We start from the raw sequence: 16,194 nt of genomic DNA on the forward strand, positions 1-16,194 counted from the left end.
CCGATTTCCACGACCCGTGGAGGATGTGAATGACTACCCTCGAATTGCAAGAAAAGCCGCAGGCCGCCACTGCCGAGTCGCAGGGCACCGGCATCTGGCAGAAGACCGGCACGTTCCTGAACGAAGCGGCCGGCGTGCATGCCCGCCACCTGGTGCGCGTGCTGGACCGCTACACCGTCGATCCGGCCGCCGTGGCCTCGCGCCTGCCGCCGAACCGCGCGCTGAACACCTGCTGCTTCTATCCCGAGCACCAGCCCACCCAGGTCATCCAGATGAACGTGGACGCCGACCTGGCCGGCAAGCTGCGGCGCGAGCTGCGCCTGCAGGCCAAGGTGGCGGGCACGTTCTCGGACACCTCGGTGGGCACCTATTTCCCGCTGTCCACCATGTTCGAGAACAGCGCCCTGTTCATCCCGTCGGCCAAACGCTTCTATGACGACAACCAGGACAAGGTCATGGAGCACTTCCCGCAGGCCGCCACCACCGTGGTCAACGCCTTCGTGGTGCCGGCGGGCAAGAAGCCCTATGGCACGCACTCGGCCAGCGGCATCGCCCTGCAGATCCCGTCGCTGGTCAAGAAAGGGCTGGGCTTTCCCAAGCACTACAAGAGCTTCCACACCGCCCTGACGCCCACCCCGATCACGCGCCAGCCGTTCGTCATCTTCGAGGACGCCGAGGTCGAGGCGCCCAACCTGAACTTCGTCTACATGAAGATGCTGGACATGGATCTGGAGCCCGAGGAAAGGGCCGCCATCGATAAGGCCCTGTACCTGTACACCGAAGGGCTGCTGTCCGAAATCGACCTGCCCACGGTGCGCGACTTCCTGATGGCCAAGTACTGGGAAAAGAAGTACGCCGACAAGCCCTCGTCCGGCTGGTTCTGCGATTCCAAGGTGGGCCAGGCGCTGTTCTTCGACAACTACCGCGCGCACGCCGACAGCACCTTGCCGCAGGCCACCGAGGACCGCGTCACCATCGATTTCCGCTGCTTCTCCAAGGTGGAGTATCCGGCCGGCATGAGCAGCGGCCTGGACTTCATTGTCGACCCCAAGGAGCGCGCCTACCAGACCAAGCGCAAGCGCGCCGGCATCGAGTTCCTGCTGACCGCCCTGGGCTATCACGACATCGACGAATTCCTGAAAATGATCTTCGGCTCGCCCTATGGCCACATCAATCCGTTCGAACTGCTGACCGACCTGCAGTTCGGCGTCTACAACAAGACCAGGCACCATCTTCTCGACCAGAACCTGGACGCGCACTACGAGCGGGTCGAACGCCTGTACGAGCGGATCGAGCGCGATGGCGAATACGTGCTGCCGGAGCGCGCGCGCCAATGCCTGGCGGCGATGGCGGGGAGTTGACGATGGCGGACACCGCGCAAGACCCGGCCTTCGCCGCCATCCTCGATAAATACTTCGCCATCACTCGGGTGCCATATGACGCCTTCACCCGCGCGTTCCTGGGGCGCTGCCAGTCGTTCTCGGTCAAGTCCAACGGCGCCGTCTACAAGTACTACCGGCGCGGCGCCGGCCCCACCGTGGTGCTGGCCCATGGCATCCACAGCCACCTGGGCAGCATGGTGCCGATTGCCGAGCAACTGCTGGAGCTGGGCTACGAGGTGGTGCTGTTCGACATGCCGGCGCATGGCGAGGCGGCCGGCAGCGGCACCGACCCGGTGCAGGTGCGCGACTTCATCCGCAAGGTCTGCGCCCGGCTGGGCGAGGTCCACGCGGTGGTGAGCCATTCGCTGGGCGGGCTGTGGGCGCTCTCGGCCATGCACCAGGGGTTTCGCGCCGATGCCTTCGTCTCGATCGCCACGCCGTCCACCACGCGCTTCCTGGTCGAGAAGTTCGTCCAGCTCAACCAACTGGACGCCGAGGTCGAGACCCGCCTCTGCGCCGAGCTGGAGCGCCGCTACGGCGCCACGTTGTGGACCGACTACGCGCCCCGGCACATCGCCGGCGCGCTGGACGTGCCCGGCCTGGTGATCCACGGCGCCAACGACGACTTCGTGCCGCCGGCGCATGCGCAGGAACTGTATGACGCGTGGCCCGGTGCCACGCTGGAGATCGTCGATGGCGCGGGCCACTTCGAGATCCTGGGCCTGAGCGCCGTCGGCAAGCGCGTCGGGGCCTATCTGCGGGAGGTGCCGGTGGCCGCCGCGGCATGACCGGCGCGCCCCGGGCCAGCGGGGCCGGGGCGTCTTTTTCCATAAAACGCTTTTGACAGGACTCGGGATCTCAGATGAAACACGCGACGCAAGTAGAAACCCTGCGGAAAATGTTCAAGCTGCGCGAAGTGGACCGCGACGAGGACATGCTGGGCCGGGTGGTGCAGGTGCCGGCCAGCGTCTATATGGACAATGACGTGCTGGAGCGCGAACTGGACACGGCCTTTCGCGACTACCCTCTGGTGGTGGGCGCCTCGACCCAGGTGCGCGAGCCGGGTTCGTACCTGCTCAGCCCCTGGGACCGGCTGCCGTTCGTGGTGGTGCGCGACAAGGGCGGCGAACTGCGCGCGTTCCTGAACGTGTGCCGCCATCGCGGCGCGCGCCTGGTGTCGGGCAACGAACAGGAACTGAAGTTCTTCACCTGTCCGTTCCATGGCTGGGTCTACGGCCTGGATGGCGAATTGAAGGGCGTGACCAAGCCCCATAACTTCCCCGACCTGGATTGCGCCAAGCACAAGCTGGTGGAACTGGCGGTGACCGAGCGCTCGGGGTTGGTCTGGCTGCATCCCACGCCGGGCGCGGCCATCGATCTGGACGCCAGCCTGGGCGCCGACATGAGCGACGAGATCGCCGGCTTCAAGCTCGACGAACTTTCCCTGCACAGCCGCAAGGTCAGCACCCTGAACGCCAACTGGAAGCTGCTGCTCAAGACCTACCTGGAGCGCTACCACGTGCCCATCCTGCACAAGCACACCATCGGCCCGGTGTTCGAGAAAGGGGTGATCGCGCACTTCGAGCATGGCCTGCACATCCGCATCGCCGCGGCCAAGACCAACCTGATGGAGGCGGCCGCCAGCGATCCGCAGTCCTGGCGCATCCTGGACTACGCATCGGTGTTCTACACGCTGTTCCCCAATACCTTTCTCATCAATCACGCCAACATCGTGTCGCTCAACTCCTTCTACCCCATCGCGCCCGACAAGACCATCTGGACCCACGACATGCTGTACCGCGAGGCCGACTATGCCGGCGAGGAAGGGCAGGCGACGCTGGCGCAGCGCTTCGGCAACATCGATGCGGTGTTCCACCGCGAGGACTTCGGCATCGTCGAAGGCGTGCAGGCGGGCCTGCGCTGCGGCGCCAACCCGCAGCACACGCTGGGGCTCGAAGAGGGCCTGCTGGGCATGTTCCAGCACAACATCGACCGCGTGACCGGCTGACGGAGCGCCCGCCATGACCGGCATCGACGGGGTCTTCGTGGCGGGCATCGCCGCAATCCTGCTGACCCCCGGACCCACCAACACCTTGCTGGCCGCGGCCGGGCTGGCGCGCGGCTGGCGCAGGGCGGCGCCGCTGGTGGGGGCGGAACTGGCGGGCTATCTGGCCGGCATCAGCGCCTGGGGCCTGTTCCTGGCTTCGGTCCAGCCGGCCCATCCGTGGGTCGGCATCCTGGTGCGGGTGGCCAGCAGCGCCTACCTGGCGTATGTGGCGGTGAAGGTCTGGTGCGCGGCGGGCGTGGATCTGGCCGGGCGCCGGCAACCGATCGGCCCGGGCGCCCTGTTCATCGCCACCCTGCTCAATCCCAAGGGGCTGGTGCTGGCCTCCGCCTGGTTTCCGGCGCGTGCCTTCGAGCGCCTGCCGGACTATCTGGCAGCGATGGCGCAGTTCACCTGCCTGCTGGTGCCGATCGCATTCCTCTGGATCCGGTTCGGCGCGGCGCTGGCGGGGCGCCGCGCTGGCCTGCTCAACCCAGAACGGCTGCAGCGCGCCGCCGCCTTGGTAATCGGGGTATTCTCGATCTCGATTGTCGGGTCCGCCGTTCGCTTGTCTCTGCTACCAGGGTGAAACAACGTATGACGACTGAAAACAAGCTCTCCGCCGTTGCCGCCGCCGATACCGCCGCCGCGCGCAAGCCTCGCAAGAAACCCTTCGCCGCCAGGGCCATTGACGCCGTGTTCGGCTTGGCCGGCACCGTGGCGCCGGGCGCCACCGCCAAGGTGGTGCAGAAGCTGCTGTTCACGCCTGCGCGGCTCAAGCCGTCCGAGCCCGGACGCAGCGTGCTGGCCCAGGCGCGCGCCGAGCCGCACGAGATCGACGGCCAGACCGTCTATTACTACGTGTGGGGCGACAGCGGCCCGCGCGTGCTGCTGGTGCATGGCTGGGGCGGCGATGCCGCGCAGATGACGGCCTATGTCGAACTGCTGCGCCAGCGCGGCTTCCAGGTCGTGGCCGTCGATATGCCGGCGCATGGCCGCTCGACCGGCAAGCGGGCCTCGGTGCGCCACTTCGAACCCTGCGTGGCCCGTGCCGCGCAGGCCTTCGGGCCGTTCCACGGCGTGATCGCGCATTCGCTGGGCGCGGCCGCCGTCACCTTCGCCCTGTCGCGCGGCTTCACTGTCGAGCGCGCGGTGTTCCTGGGGCCGGTCAGCCGCTACGACAGCGTCTGGGAATATTCGCGGCGCATGATGAACCTGCCGCCCAAGGTCATGCCGTTGGTGCTCAAGCGCGCCCAGGACTGGCTTGGCATCACTTTTCCCGAGATGGAGCCGGCGCGGCTGGCGCCGTCCATGAAGACGCCGCTGCTGATCGTCCACGACCGTGCGGACCGCGAGAGCCCCTACGAGGATGCCGCCGTGCTGGCGCAGGCCTGGCCGGGCGCCGAACTGGTGGCCACCGAGAAGATGGGACACACCCGCGCGCTGCGCGATCCCGCGCTGGTGGCGCAGGTGGCGGCTTTCGCGGCGCAATAGCGCCGTCTTGGCGCTTGGCGGCACGCCGGGGCGCGCGGCTGGGCGCGTCCGTTGCGGGGCGGCCGTTCAGGCCAGCACCATGCTCAACAGCACCAGCGCCAGCAGCGCCACATAGACGCGCGCGTGCAGCCGGTCGGGGATGCGCGGGATCAGCGGCGCGGCCAGGCGGATCCCCGCCAGCGAACCCAGCGCCAGCGCCGCGAACGCCAGCAGGTCGACATAACCGATGATCCACGGCGCCAGAGGCGCGGGCAACGCGCGCGCCGCCGCCATGTACGCCAGCGTGCCGACAATCGCCACCGGCAGCGTCAGCGGATTGGCCATGGCCGCGGCCTTGGCCATCGGCAGGCCGCGCCGCCGCAGCAACGGCACCGTCATCACGCTGCCGCCCACGCCCAGGAAGGTGGCGATCACGCCGATCACCACGCCGCCGCCGACCGTCACGCCCTGGCCCAGCGGCCGCGCCGCCTGCGCCTCGTGGCGCCCCATGAAGCCCTGGCGCAGCAGGCAATCGACAATGGTCACGGCCAGGTAGGCGATGAAGGCGTAGCGCACCGCGTCGCCGCTGGCGCGGGTGGCGGCCCAGGCGCCCAGCAGCGCGCCCGCGCCGATGAAGGCGGCCAGGGGCCAGACATAGGCGCGCACGATGTTGCCTGCGCGTTGGTGGCGGCGGGTCGCGGCCACCGAATTGACGACCATCACGCAGGTCGAGGTCGCCACCGCGATGTGCATGGCCGCCTGGCCGATGGCGTCGTGCGCGCCGTGGCTGGCGGTCAGCACGCCATAGAGCACCGGCACCACCACGAAACCGCCGCCAAAGCCGAACAGCACCGTGGTCACGCCGCTCAGGGCGCCGAACAGCGCCAGGGTCACATACAACATCTCGAAACCGTCCTTTTGGGCAAAACGCCACGATAGGACGGCTGGCGGTGGCTCGCTTTCGAGGATTGGTCAATAATGTTCGCATTCCAGCCAACCCCGCCATGCGCAATACCCACATCGACCTGCACGACCGCCTGGACCGCGCGCTGGTTGCCATCGGCAACGACTATCCGCCCGGCCACCTGCTGCCCGCGCACACGCACCGCCGCGCCCAGTTGCTGTACGGCGCCACGGGCGTCATGCACGTGGCCACGCGCGACGGCAACTGGGTGGTGCCGCCGCAGCGCGCCGTCTGGATTCCGGCGGGGCTGGCGCACCAGGTGCGGATGCAGGACGTCAGCACCCGCAGCGCCTACATCGAGCCGGGCGCCGCTCGACCCGCCAGCAGCGCCTGCGAAGTGGTCGAAGTCTCGCCGCTGCTGCGCCAGTTGCTGCTGGCCGCGGTCGACATGCCGGCGCGCTATGACACAGCCGGCCGCGATGGCGCCCTGGCGGCGCTGCTGCTGCACGAGGTGACGCGCGCGCCGGTGCTGCCGCTGCACATCCCCCTGCCGCGCGACAAGCGCCTGGCGGCGCTGTGCCGCGCCTTCATCACCGCGCCCGACGCGCGCCAGTCGCCCGAGGCCTGGGCCGCGCGCCTGCACATGAGCCCGCGCACTTTCAGCCGCCACTTCCGCCAGCAGACCGGCATGGCGTTCTCGGCCTGGCGCCAGCGCGCCTGCGTGGTGCTGGCGCTGGCGCGGCTGGCGGCCGGCGCGCCGGTCACGGCCATCGCGCTAGACTTCGGCTACCAGAGTCCGGCGGCCTTCTCGACCATGTTCCGGCGCGTGCTGGGGTGCCCGCCCACGGGCTACCTGCAGGCACCGCTATAAGGCCGGTCGCGGCGCGGCGGGCCTTCAGGCGGCGCCGGCGCCGTACCACAGCACCGCGAAGAAATGGCAGGCCGTGCCGCCGAGCACGAACAGGTGCCAGACGAAGTGGCTGTAGCGCCAGCGGTTGTCGCACACGAAAAACACCACGCCGCCGGTATAGGCCAGGCCGCCTGCCACCAGCCACCACAGGCCGCCTTCGGGCACCGCTTGCAGCAATGGCTTGACCGCGATCACCACCAGCCAGCCCATGGCCAGGTAGAGGCCGGTGGAAATGGCCGGACGGTTCAGGCGCCTGCTGGTCTTCAGGCCTACGCCCAGCAGGGCCAGCCCCCACACCAGCCCGAACAGTGTCCAGCCCCAGGGGCCACGCAGGGCGCCGAGCGCGAACGGCGTGTAGGTGCCGGCGATCAGCAGGTAGATGGCCGAATGGTCGAGCAGGTTGAACAGGCGCTTGGCGCGGTTGTGCGGCAGCGCGTGGTAGAGCGCCGAGGCCAGGTACAGCAGGCACATGCTGGCCGCGAACACGGCGGTGCCGGCAATGAAGGCGGCGTCGCCCTGGCGGGTGGCGGCGACGATCAGGATTGGCGCCGCGGCCAGCGCGCCGGCCGCGCCCAGGCCATGGCTGATGGTATTGGCGATTTCTTCGCCCCGGGTCTGGCGGCGGTCGTTGGGGAACATGGTTTGCGGCTGCGGGAAACGAGAATGAAATCCAGGATTTCCACCATAAGGGTTTTGGGCGACCGCCTCAAGCCGTTCCGCGATGCCGGGCCGGATCGCTTGATCTGTGGCAAACCGGGCCGTCGCCCGGATGCAGGAAAAGCTGCGGGAGATGGTTACTGTGTGATACATTTCACACGCTCAATCAGCCGCCCGCAGAGGCGGCGCGACGCGTTATCGAAGGGCAACGCATCCGGCGGGCCCGCACAGACTCTCCAGGGGAGGCGCTTCTATGATTCCGGCAATCGGCCTGATGGTTGGGGCATACATCGTCACGCGCATGACCGCGACACTGACGCGGCCAGGCACCAGCAAGGTCGTCAAAGTCCTTTCCATCATCACGATCGCGGTGGCGCTGGTGTCCTGCCTGGACCTGCTGACCAGCAGCGCGGCGATTTCCTCCGGCCGTTTCTGAGCCGGGCGGCTCCAGAGGTCCGCCCGCGAGCGGGCGCGGATGCCGGCGGGCCGCGCGCCGCGGCCAGGCGCCAGCCACCTGCCGCCATGGAGCCCCACAGCGTTTACAGGCCCGAACCATGGCGCGCAGTCGCAGTTTCACCCATCTGTTTTTCAATGCCGTGAAAAAGCTGGGCAGGATCCAGCGCGCGGCATTGCGCATGGCCGCGCCCAAGCGAGCGCGCCAGCGCGCCGCGTCGGCGCGCCAGGCCGCCGCCCGGCGCGGCGCGGTTCATCCCGCCGGCGCTGGCGCGCCCAGCCTGGGGGGCGGCCGCTGGGAGGCCACGCGGCAATTTTCCGACGCCCATGGCCGGCGCCTGGGCTTTGCCCGCTATACCCCGCCGGCGGCGCCGCGCCAGGGCATGCCGCTGGTGGTGATGCTGCACGGCTGCCGCCAGGGCGCGCTGGCCTTCGCGCGCGGCTCGCGCATGAATCAATGGGCCGATGCCGGGGGGTTCATGGTGCTGTATCCGCAGCAGTCCATGACGCGCCAGGTACAGCGCTGCTGGCGCTGGTTCCAGCCCGATGCGCAGCACGGCGGCGGCGAGGCCGATTTGATCGCCGCGCTGATTCGCGCCGAGGTCGCGCGGCACGGGCTCGACCCGCAGCGGGTCTACATCGCCGGCCTGTCGGCGGGCGCTGGCATGGCGGCCCTGGTGGCGCTGCGCCATCCCGCCCTGGTCGCGGCGCTGGCCATGCATTCGGGACCGGTTGTGGGCGACGCGCGCAACGCCGCGGCGGGCCTGCACACCATGCGGCGCGGTTCGCTCAAGCCCTTGCTGCCGCTGCTGCGGGACGTGGCCGATCCAGCGGTGTTCCGGCTGGGCATGCCCACCATGATCCTGCATGGGCAAATGGATCCGGCGGTGGCGCCGCGCAACGCCCGCCAGTTGTTCGAGCAGTTCCGCGGCGTCAATAGCCTGGCCGAGGACGAACCGACGGTCGAGCGGGTGTTGGGCCTGGGCACCGAGAAAGCCTACCGGCGCGTCGACCTGCTGCGCAATCGCAAGCCGGTATTACGCCTGTGCGAGATCAGCCGCATCGAACACGCCTGGAGCGGCGGCGATGCCGCGGTGCGCTATCACGCGCGCGGCGGCCCCGATGCGTCGGCACTGATCTGGCGCTTTTTCCAGGGGCAGCGGCGCCTGCCGGGATAGGCGCCGGCAAAGGCGCGGATTGTTCGGAAAATGCATATGCACATGTCGCCGCGGCCGCCCGCCGCGCCTGTCGCGGCGGCGCTAAGATCGCGGCATGTCCGGCGATCCGGCGCCATGTCGGGCGCCGGCCGGCAGCGCTTTTTCGGAACCTCTCATCATGTCCCTGTCCCTGTACCAGGCCTCGGTGCCTGTCTTCATCCGCGGCCTGAGCGTGCTGGCCGCGCTGTTGGAAAAAGGCGCGGCCCACGCGGCCGCCAACGGCATCGATCCGTCCGACCTGATCAACGCCCGCCTGGCCCCCGACATGTATCCGCTGTCGGGCCAGGTGCAACGCGCCAGCGACGCCTCCAAGTTCGCCACGCAGCGCCTGTCGCAGGTCGAATCGCCCAAGTTTCCCGACGAGGAAACCACGTTCGAGCAATTGCAGAAACGCATCGCCGACACCATCGCCTACCTGCGTTCGGTGCCGGCCGAGGCCCTGGACGGCGCCGAGGACCGCAAGGTCACGCTCAGCTTCGGCGAGTTCAAGCCCGAATTCCAGGGCGACGCCTATCTGCTGACGTTCGCGCTGCCGAACTTCTACTTTCATGTCACCACCGCCTACGGCATCCTGCGCCACGTCGGCGTGCCGATCGGCAAGCTCGATTTCCTGGGGCCATATCCCGGCTGATCGCGGCGGCGGGGCGCCGCCGCGGCAGGCGGACGCCGGCGTTCAGCCCGGCTTGCGGGCCGGATCGCCGCAGCCTTCCATCGGCTCCATCCTGGCCATGTTCGCCTGGATTTCCTCGGGCGTCAGGTCTTCCTTGTGGGTGGCGATGGACCAGCGGTGGCCGAACGGATCCACCACCTGGCCATAGCGGTCGCCCCAGAACATGTCGGCCGCCGGCATGGTGACCTGGGCGCCCGCCGCCACCGCCTGCCGCATGGCGGCGTCGACGTCCTCGACGTACAGGTGCAGGGTCACCGGCGTGCCCTTGAGCGCCTTGGGCCCCAGGCTGCCCCACTCGGGAAAATCGTCCATCAGCATCATCACCGAATCGCCGATGCGGATGGCCGCGTGCATCACCTTGCCACCGGGGCCGGGCAGGCGCGCCAGTTCCTGCGCGTCGAAGGCCTTGCGATAGAACGCGATGGCATCGGCGGCGCCTTCGCACACAATGTGCGGGGTCAGGGTGTGCATGCCGTCGGGAATCGCCTGCTTTGCGGGGGTTGCCATGATGTGTCTCCGAAATTCCAGGGTGAAGGGGGGTACTTGGGGGAAGGGGGGCGCGCCAGCGCGCGCCTGTCCCTCCTTCCCTACGACGAATGCAGGCCGCCGGGATCGACAGGCCAGCCGGTTTTTTTTACTGGGCGCGGGCGGTCTTGCCGACCAGCGTGGCGAAGCCGCCCCAGCACATGCGCTTGAAGTCGAACACGCCTTCGCACGACATGCTGTTCAGGCGCGGATCGGCCATGACCCTGGCGTTGATGCGGTCGCGCTCCGCCTTGCTGGCGAACGCGATCCACGAGAACACCACGGTCTCGCCCGCGCGCGCGCCGGCCGCGGCGCTGAACGAAGCGGAGCCCTCGCCGTCGATGTCGTCCGCCACGCATTCGCGGAACTCCAGCGCCCCGTATTCCAGCCAGATCGAGCCGGCCAGGTCGGCCATCCTGCGATAGGCCTCGATATTGGCCTGGGGCACGCTCAACAGGTAACCGTCTATGTACTGTTCCATCCGATGCTCCTTGGCTGTGTGTTGTCGTGTCGACCGGCGTGGAACCCGCATTCCCGCGCCAGCCGCGCCGGCATCGGCGCCGGCAGATGTCACTTTATCGGGATCGGCGCTGCTTTCAGATAGGCGTTTGCGACATTCTTGAGGGTGGATTGCGACAGACCGCGGGCGTATGCTTGGCGGCATGAAAAACATCGCCTTCCTGCTGCCCAACCGCGCCAACATCGCTTCGCTGGAAACCGCCCGGCACGGCTTCCTGGTGGCCAATGAATACCTGGCCGCGCGGGGCCGGCCGCCGCGCTTCGCCGTGCGCACGCTGGCGGCAACACGCCAGGTCAGCCTGGACGACGGCCGCATCAAAGTGCAGGCCGACCTGGTGCTGGACGAGGCGCTCGGCATCGACATCTGCATCGCGCCGCCGTTGCTGGGCGCGGTGTCCGACGCGGTGTTGTGCAATCGCGAACTGATCGAATGGCTGGCGCGCCATTACCGCGGCGGCGGCGAAGTCGCCAGCCTGTGCCTGGGCGCGGCGCTGCTGGCCGCCGGAGGACTGCTGGATGGCCAGCAGGCGGTGGTGCACTGGGCGGCGCGCAACCTGTACGCCAGCCTGTTCCCGGCGGTGGACTGGAGTTGCGATCGCGTGGTCCAGTCCGGCAACGGCATCTACACCAGCGGCGGGGCGTTCTCGGCCGCGCACCTGGTGTTGCACCTGATCGAGAAATACACCGACCGCGACACCGCCATCTGGTGCGCCAAGTACTTCCAGCTCGACTGGAGCCGCCAGAGCCAGTTGCCGTTCGCGGTGTTCATGGGCCACAAGTCGCACGCCGACCAGGTGGTGCGCGCGGTGCAGGACGACATCGAAAGCCGCTACACCGAGAAGCTCACGGTCGAGCACCTGGCCGACCGCCACGCCCTGGGCCGCCGCACCCTGGAACGGCGCTTTCGCCAGGCCACCGGCAACAGCATCGTCGAATACCTGCAGCGGGTGCGGGTCGAGGCCGCCAAGCAACGCCTGGAGAGCTCGCGCAAAAGCGTGGCCGAGGTGATGTACGAGGTCGGCTACAACGACACCAAGGCCTTTCGCGACATCTTCAGCAAATACTGTGGCATGTCGCCGGTGGGCTACCGCGAACGCTATCAATGACGGCGGGCGGCGTTGCCGCAAGCCGGAGGCCGCGCGGTTCGCCGGAACGCGCGAAGCCCGGCCTGGGCCTGGCCGCTACGAGGCCGCCAGGGCCTGGCGGGTCCGCCGCGCCAGGCGTTCGAGCAGGGCGCTACTCAGGCAACCGGCCAGCGCGAACGCCACCGCCACCCACAAGGCCCAGGTGGCGCCGCCGCGGGCATTGAAGGCAAAGCATGCCGCCACGAACGCCGCGCCCATGGTCTGGCCCAGCAGCCGCGCCAGGCCGGACAGGCCGCTGGCCACGCTGGCGCGGTGCGCGGGCACGCTGAACATGATGAAGCGCTGGTTGGGCGACAGGAACAGCCCGAACCCCGTGCCGCACAACGCCATGGGCAGCATCACCGCCCACATCGGCGCGCCGGCCGGCAGCCCGCTCACGGTCAGCAGGCCGGCGGCCAGCAGCGCCAGGCCGACCGCGCCCAGCAGGCTGGCGGACATGCGGTCCGACCACCTACCCGAGAACGGCGCCAGGCAGGCCCCCATCACCGGCCAGGGCGCGATCAGCATCCCGACTTCGGCGATGCCGCGGCCGAGCGTCTGGTTCAGCAGGAACGGCAGCGCCACCATGGCGGCGCCCTGCGCCGCGAAGGCCAGCACGCACACCAGCACGGCCATCGAGAAGGGCGCCAGGCGCAGCAGGTCCAGCGGCACGATCGCGTGCGCGCTCAGGCGTTCGCGGCGCAGCAGCAGCGCCCAGCTCAGCGCGCAGCATGCCCAGATCAGGGCCGTGCCCCAGTCCGGTTGCGCCGCGCGTTCCAGGCCCTGCACGGCCAGCCCGAACGCCAGCGCGCACAGCACGGCCGCGCCGGCGTCGAGCGCCTTGCCATCGCCGGGCAAGCGTGGCAGGTGCCGGCCGGCCAGCATCAACGCCACCAGGCAGAAGGGCACGTTCACATAGAACAGCCAGTGCCAGCTCAGCATCGTCAGCATCGCCGACGCCAGCACCGGCCCGCCGGCCAGCGACGCCGCCGCGATCATCGCGTTCAGGCCCATGCCGCGGCCCAGTTCCTCCTTGCGGTAGATGGCGCTCACCAGCGCCATGTTGCAGCCCATCAGCGCCGCGGCGGCCAGGCCCTGCGCCGCCCGCGCCGCTTCCAGCGACCACAGCGACTGCGCCGCGCCGCACCAGACCGAGGCGGCCAGGAATAGCCACAGCGCCGGCAGGAACACCCGCCGGTGCCCGATCTTGCCCGCCAGCGCGGCAAGCGGCAGCATCGTCGCCACCATGACCAGCTGATAGACGGTGACCACGCCGATCACGTCGGCCGCGCTGACGCCCAACTGCGACGCCATCGACGGCAACGCCGTGTTGGTCATGGAGGTATCGAGCGTCGCCATCGAGATCGACAGGGACACGGCCAGCATCGCGTAGCGGCGCGCGGCGGGAGTCAGGGGAGCGGGGGGGGAAGCTGGCATCGCGGACTGAATGGGCAGACAGAAAACGGAAGGTGGAAAAGACGGTGGCAGATGGAGCAAACGGTCCCAGTATGAAAGCCGCGCTTCTTGCGGTGAATAGCAAAATCCGGAAAGCAGCCTTGCTGATATGAAATACTGGGATCGTTTAGGATCGCCGCGGAACGCGTCGAAAGCGAGGGCAGGGTGAACCGATCGGAAGGCATGGCGCTGCTGGTGGCGGCCGTGGACCAGGGCAGTCTCAGCGGCGCTTCGCGCGTCAGCGGGATTTCATTGGCGTCCGTCAGCCGGCGCATCAGCGCGCTGGAGGAACGCGTGGGCACCCGCTTGCTGGTGCGCTCGACCCGCGCCCTGCGCCTGACCGAGGCGGGGCAGCGCTATTACGCCGAGGCCAAGCGCCTGCTGGCCGAGATGGACGAACTGGAAAGCAGCATGCGGATCGACGCCGCCGAGCCCTCGGGCCGGCTGCGCGTCACGGCGCCGACGCTGTATGGGCGGGTGCATCTGCAGCCCTTGCTGGCGAAGTTCCTGATGCAGCACCCCAAGGTCGCGCTCGACCTGCATTTGCTGGACCGCCCCGTCAACCTGCTGGAAGAGGGCATCGACCTGGCCGTGCTGGTCGGCGAACAGCCCAGCTCCAGTCTCGTCGCCCGGCGCCTGGGGTCCATCCGCTGGGTGCTGAGCGCCTCGCCCGATTACCTGGCGCAGCGCGGCATCCCTCACAGCCTGCAGGACCTGGCGCAACACGATGGTCTGGTGTACAGCCACCTGGCGACGGAGGATGCGTGGACGCTGATGGACAAGGGCAAGCCCACCATCGTGCGGGTGTCGACCCGCATGCGCTCGAACACGGTAGATGGTGTCGTCACGGCCGCCGCCGCAGGCGCCGGCATCGTCTATGCGCCCGCCTGGGCCATCGCCGACCACGTTGCGGCGGGCCGCCTGCGACCCTTGATGGTGGCTTCGGAAACCCCGCCCCGTCCGGTGTTCGCCTTGATGACGCACCAGCGGCTGATGGCCGGCAAGGTGCGGTCGCTGGTGGAGTTCCTGGTGGAAAAACTGCGGGAAAAGTCCCTCAACGAACTGTGACCTGGCACCCGCGAGTGGCGTTTGCCCCCGCAGGTCGGCGTTCAGAGGCCGTCCAGCAGCGCCTCGCCGGTCTCGCTCGCCGACTTGCCCTGGTTGACGGCATCGGTCAGCGTCGTCACGAACCCCGTCAGCACCAGCTTGGTGTCGGGATCGGACAGGCGGATTGAGCCATGTTTTGTCCGAATGACGTCACAGAATGCGCTCCTGTTGAAATCCTCGGAGCAATTTGTGAACTCGCCAGAATTCTTGCCGCCGGAAGCGGTATGCCAGGACGCGGTGCTGGAACCGCATCAGATCGACCAGATCAATACCAGTATTCCTTCTTCGGAAATCAGTCATGCCCTGGTCCGGCTGAACTGCAAGCGGATCGCCTTGCATGGCCCACCGGGTACGGGAAAGACAACGTTGGCGCGCTGGTTGGCGGCTCAGCTCGGACGGCCTTTGTTGATCGTGCGCACAGCGGATCTCCTGCCGACCGCCGGCGTCCAACGGATCGCTGCCATGACGTCCCAAGCGTGCCATCAAGGCGCCGTCCTGCTATTGGAGGACGCGGATTTTCTGCTGCACCGGGGGCGTCCTGGCAGAGAGATATGGGAAGTGGCGCTTGCGCACGAGGTCGAGTCCGCGCTGGGCAAATATCAAGGTGTCGCCATTGCATCGAGCAGCCTTTGCGAAGTGCCGGATCCGGGCTCGTTGCGGCAGTTCGAGATGAATATCCGCGTCGATTATCTGAGGGAGGAGGATGCCTGGACGCTGTTCATGGAAGCCGCCGCCAGCTTGAACATTGAAGATCTGCTGACGGTGGCGCCGCGCGAGCTTGCCCGGCTTTATCTGCTTGCGCCCGCGGATTTCGCTAGCGTTGTGCGGCAGGCGAGGTTTCGACCTGTGAAAAGCCTGCGCGAACTTTACGTCCGCTTGTATGCGGAGTTCAGCCTGAAACTGCGGCCTTGGGAGCGACTTGGGGCTTTGCGCTCGCAGGCGCGGGGCATGGCATGAAACATCGCAAGCTTCGTCTGTCGTGTGAATTGCTGAATATGCTGCGTGCACCCCGAGAGGTCGTTGTCATCACGGGTTCGGGATTGGGGGTCGCCAGCGGCCTGCCTGCCAGCCGCGACGGCCTTGATGGCCTTTGGAGCCGGCATGACCCGCAAGATCTGGCCACGGCCGAAGGATTCAGGCGTGATCCCGCGTCGGTATGGGCGTGGAATTCGGACCGTCGGGTGCGTGCCAGTAGGGCGATGCCAAATGCGGCGCATCGGGCGATAGCGGAATTGGCGAAAGTCGTCCCGTTGATGACGGTCATTACCCAGAACGGCGACAATTTGCACGAGCGCGCGGGAACACGGCGTACGATCTATCTACATGGCCGATTGGATGAAGCCTGGTGTCCTGCCTGTGGGGTTCCCCACGTTTCTCAACCCTACGGCAACAACTCTGCCAATCGATCGCTCAGACACGCCCATTCGGCGCCTCCTGCATGCCGGCTCTGCGGGGCATTTGTGCGTCCCGGCCGTCTCTGGCATGGAGAAAGGCCGCAGGCAGCATTGTGGAGGGCTTGCCACATCGTGGCCACGTCCGCGCATCTTGTGCTGACCGTCGGTACGTCCTGCCAATCCCCTGCCGCGGCCGAGCTCTGTTATGCGGCGCTGGCGGCGGGTGCGAAACTGGTGCAGATCAATCCAAATCCGACCCCAATGGATCGATTGGCCTCGCATAATTTGCGCGGCAAGGCCGAAATTCTCCTGCCCTTGCTTCTTACATACGGGTGGCCCGGCACCTGACTGTGTTTCCAC

18 protein-coding genes are annotated in these 16,194 nt (G+C 68.0%); 13 read left to right on the top strand and 5 right to left on the bottom strand.

Annotated elements, in window-relative coordinates; all coding sequences use genetic code 11:
- Nucleotides 1–29 precede the first annotated feature (29 nt).
- From AC6LKG_RS07875 to AC6LKG_RS07895, 5 genes are all read left to right on the top strand, one after another.
- Entirely contained in the window at nt 30–1,361 is a 1,332-nt protein-coding gene (locus tag AC6LKG_RS07875) for a hypothetical protein (RefSeq protein ID WP_498163797.1), read from the top strand.
- 2 nt (nt 1,362–1,363) lie between these two features.
- Nucleotides 1,364–2,170 carry an alpha/beta fold hydrolase gene (locus tag AC6LKG_RS07880; protein WP_498163798.1) on the top strand — a complete coding sequence of 269 codons (807 nt, stop codon included), beginning with the start codon at nt 1,364–1,366 and terminating at the stop codon, nt 2,168–2,170.
- 74 nt (nt 2,171–2,244) lie between these two features.
- Nucleotides 2,245–3,390: an aromatic ring-hydroxylating oxygenase subunit alpha gene (locus AC6LKG_RS07885; protein WP_498163799.1), complete on the top strand. Its 1,146-nt coding sequence runs from the start codon at nt 2,245–2,247 to the stop codon at nt 3,388–3,390.
- A gap of 13 nt (nt 3,391–3,403) precedes the next feature.
- Nucleotides 3,404–4,015, top strand: a complete 612-nt coding sequence (locus tag AC6LKG_RS07890; RefSeq protein ID WP_498163800.1) for a LysE family translocator — start codon at nt 3,404–3,406, stop codon at nt 4,013–4,015.
- Nucleotides 4,016–4,023: 8 nt separating this feature from the next.
- Nucleotides 4,024–4,920, top strand: coding sequence for an alpha/beta hydrolase (locus AC6LKG_RS07895; protein WP_498163801.1), 897 nt, complete (start codon nt 4,024–4,026; stop codon nt 4,918–4,920).
- Between the two features lie 66 nt (nt 4,921–4,986).
- Here the strand turns inward: AC6LKG_RS07895 and AC6LKG_RS07900 are convergent, their stop codons facing one another.
- Complete coding sequence (locus AC6LKG_RS07900; RefSeq protein WP_498163802.1) at nt 4,987–5,802, bottom strand: sulfite exporter TauE/SafE family protein; 816 nt, start codon at nt 5,800–5,802, stop codon at nt 4,987–4,989.
- A 101-nt stretch (nt 5,803–5,903) separates the two neighbouring features.
- Here AC6LKG_RS07900 and AC6LKG_RS07905 point away from each other — a divergent pair, with 101 nt between their 5' ends.
- Nucleotides 5,904–6,674, top strand: coding sequence for an AraC family transcriptional regulator (locus AC6LKG_RS07905; protein ID WP_498163803.1), 771 nt, complete (start codon nt 5,904–5,906; stop codon nt 6,672–6,674).
- A gap of 24 nt (nt 6,675–6,698) precedes the next feature.
- On the opposite strand, the gene trhA is transcribed toward AC6LKG_RS07905, so the two are convergent.
- On the bottom strand, nt 6,699–7,352 hold the full coding sequence (trhA, locus tag AC6LKG_RS07910) for a PAQR family membrane homeostasis protein TrhA (protein ID WP_498163804.1): 654 nt from the start codon (nt 7,350–7,352) through the stop codon (nt 6,699–6,701).
- Nucleotides 7,353–7,623: 271 nt separating this feature from the next.
- Between trhA and AC6LKG_RS07915 the strand changes: the two genes are divergently transcribed.
- From AC6LKG_RS07915 to AC6LKG_RS07925, 3 genes are all read left to right on the top strand, one after another.
- A complete protein-coding gene (locus tag AC6LKG_RS07915; RefSeq protein ID WP_498163805.1) occupies nt 7,624–7,806 on the top strand; it encodes a hypothetical protein in 183 nt (60 codons plus the stop codon).
- Nucleotides 7,807–7,924: 118 nt separating this feature from the next.
- Nucleotides 7,925–9,001 (top strand): extracellular catalytic domain type 1 short-chain-length polyhydroxyalkanoate depolymerase, encoded by a 1,077-nt coding sequence (locus tag AC6LKG_RS07920; protein ID WP_498163806.1) that lies wholly within the window; start codon nt 7,925–7,927, stop codon nt 8,999–9,001.
- 157 nt (nt 9,002–9,158) lie between these two features.
- Nucleotides 9,159–9,671 carry a DUF1993 domain-containing protein gene (locus tag AC6LKG_RS07925; RefSeq protein ID WP_498163807.1) on the top strand — a complete coding sequence of 171 codons (513 nt, stop codon included), beginning with the start codon at nt 9,159–9,161 and terminating at the stop codon, nt 9,669–9,671.
- 42 nt (nt 9,672–9,713) lie between these two features.
- Here AC6LKG_RS07925 and AC6LKG_RS07930 read toward each other — a convergent pair whose 3' ends face one another.
- Together AC6LKG_RS07930 and AC6LKG_RS07935 are read right to left on the bottom strand one after the other, a co-directional pair.
- Nucleotides 9,714–10,217, bottom strand: a complete 504-nt coding sequence (locus tag AC6LKG_RS07930) for a VOC family protein (protein WP_498163808.1) — start codon at nt 10,215–10,217, stop codon at nt 9,714–9,716.
- A 127-nt stretch (nt 10,218–10,344) separates the two neighbouring features.
- Complete coding sequence (locus AC6LKG_RS07935; RefSeq protein ID WP_498163809.1) at nt 10,345–10,716, bottom strand: DUF1428 domain-containing protein; 372 nt, start codon at nt 10,714–10,716, stop codon at nt 10,345–10,347.
- A 169-nt stretch (nt 10,717–10,885) separates the two neighbouring features.
- Between AC6LKG_RS07935 and AC6LKG_RS07940 the strand changes: the two genes are divergently transcribed.
- Nucleotides 10,886–11,860 carry a GlxA family transcriptional regulator gene (locus AC6LKG_RS07940; RefSeq protein WP_498163810.1) on the top strand — a complete coding sequence of 325 codons (975 nt, stop codon included), beginning with the start codon at nt 10,886–10,888 and terminating at the stop codon, nt 11,858–11,860.
- Between the two features lie 75 nt (nt 11,861–11,935).
- On the opposite strand, the gene AC6LKG_RS07945 is transcribed toward AC6LKG_RS07940, so the two are convergent.
- On the bottom strand, nt 11,936–13,315 hold the full coding sequence (locus AC6LKG_RS07945) for an MFS transporter (RefSeq protein WP_498163811.1): 1,380 nt from the start codon (nt 13,313–13,315) through the stop codon (nt 11,936–11,938).
- Between the two features lie 183 nt (nt 13,316–13,498).
- On the opposite strand from AC6LKG_RS07945, the gene AC6LKG_RS07950 reads away from it, so the two are divergent.
- The 3 genes from AC6LKG_RS07950 (at nt 13,499) to AC6LKG_RS07960 (ending at nt 16,182) form a co-directional block, all read left to right on the top strand.
- The gene (locus AC6LKG_RS07950; RefSeq protein ID WP_498163812.1) at nt 13,499–14,401 is read left to right on the top strand and encodes a LysR family transcriptional regulator; all 903 of its coding nucleotides are present in this window, start codon (nt 13,499–13,501) and stop codon (nt 14,399–14,401) included.
- Between the two features lie 183 nt (nt 14,402–14,584).
- The gene (locus AC6LKG_RS07955) at nt 14,585–15,397 is read left to right on the top strand and encodes an AAA family ATPase (protein ID WP_498163813.1); all 813 of its coding nucleotides are present in this window, start codon (nt 14,585–14,587) and stop codon (nt 15,395–15,397) included.
- Nucleotides 15,394–16,182, top strand: a complete 789-nt coding sequence (locus tag AC6LKG_RS07960; RefSeq protein ID WP_498163814.1) for an SIR2 family NAD-dependent protein deacylase — start codon at nt 15,394–15,396, stop codon at nt 16,180–16,182. The genes AC6LKG_RS07955 and AC6LKG_RS07960 overlap by 4 nt, the downstream gene beginning before the upstream one ends.
- The last annotated feature ends 12 nt before the right edge of the window (nt 16,183–16,194 follow it).

This window comes from Achromobacter sp. 46006, assembly GCF_059761975.1.

Coding starts and splice junctions, on each gene's coding strand:
- AC6LKG_RS07875 (WP_498163797.1), top strand. CDS start 30: ATGACTACCCTCGAATTGCAAGAAAAGCCGCAGGCCGCCACTGCCGAG.
- AC6LKG_RS07880 (WP_498163798.1), top strand. CDS start 1,364: ATGGCGGACACCGCGCAAGACCCGGCCTTCGCCGCCATCCTCGATAAA.
- AC6LKG_RS07885 (WP_498163799.1), top strand. CDS start 2,245: ATGAAACACGCGACGCAAGTAGAAACCCTGCGGAAAATGTTCAAGCTG.
- AC6LKG_RS07890 (WP_498163800.1), top strand. CDS start 3,404: ATGACCGGCATCGACGGGGTCTTCGTGGCGGGCATCGCCGCAATCCTG.
- AC6LKG_RS07895 (WP_498163801.1), top strand. CDS start 4,024: ATGACGACTGAAAACAAGCTCTCCGCCGTTGCCGCCGCCGATACCGCC.
- AC6LKG_RS07900 (WP_498163802.1), bottom strand. CDS start 5,802: ATGTTGTATGTGACCCTGGCGCTGTTCGGCGCCCTGAGCGGCGTGACC.
- AC6LKG_RS07905 (WP_498163803.1), top strand. CDS start 5,904: ATGCGCAATACCCACATCGACCTGCACGACCGCCTGGACCGCGCGCTG.
- trhA (WP_498163804.1), bottom strand. CDS start 7,352: ATGTTCCCCAACGACCGCCGCCAGACCCGGGGCGAAGAAATCGCCAAT.
- AC6LKG_RS07915 (WP_498163805.1), top strand. CDS start 7,624: ATGATTCCGGCAATCGGCCTGATGGTTGGGGCATACATCGTCACGCGC.
- AC6LKG_RS07920 (WP_498163806.1), top strand. CDS start 7,925: ATGGCGCGCAGTCGCAGTTTCACCCATCTGTTTTTCAATGCCGTGAAA.
- AC6LKG_RS07925 (WP_498163807.1), top strand. CDS start 9,159: ATGTCCCTGTCCCTGTACCAGGCCTCGGTGCCTGTCTTCATCCGCGGC.
- AC6LKG_RS07930 (WP_498163808.1), bottom strand. CDS start 10,217: ATGGCAACCCCCGCAAAGCAGGCGATTCCCGACGGCATGCACACCCTG.
- AC6LKG_RS07935 (WP_498163809.1), bottom strand. CDS start 10,716: ATGGAACAGTACATAGACGGTTACCTGTTGAGCGTGCCCCAGGCCAAT.
- AC6LKG_RS07940 (WP_498163810.1), top strand. CDS start 10,886: ATGCTTGGCGGCATGAAAAACATCGCCTTCCTGCTGCCCAACCGCGCC.
- AC6LKG_RS07945 (WP_498163811.1), bottom strand. CDS start 13,315: ATGCCAGCTTCCCCCCCCGCTCCCCTGACTCCCGCCGCGCGCCGCTAC.
- AC6LKG_RS07955 (WP_498163813.1), top strand. CDS start 14,585: ATGACGTCACAGAATGCGCTCCTGTTGAAATCCTCGGAGCAATTTGTG.
- AC6LKG_RS07960 (WP_498163814.1), top strand. CDS start 15,394: ATGAAACATCGCAAGCTTCGTCTGTCGTGTGAATTGCTGAATATGCTG.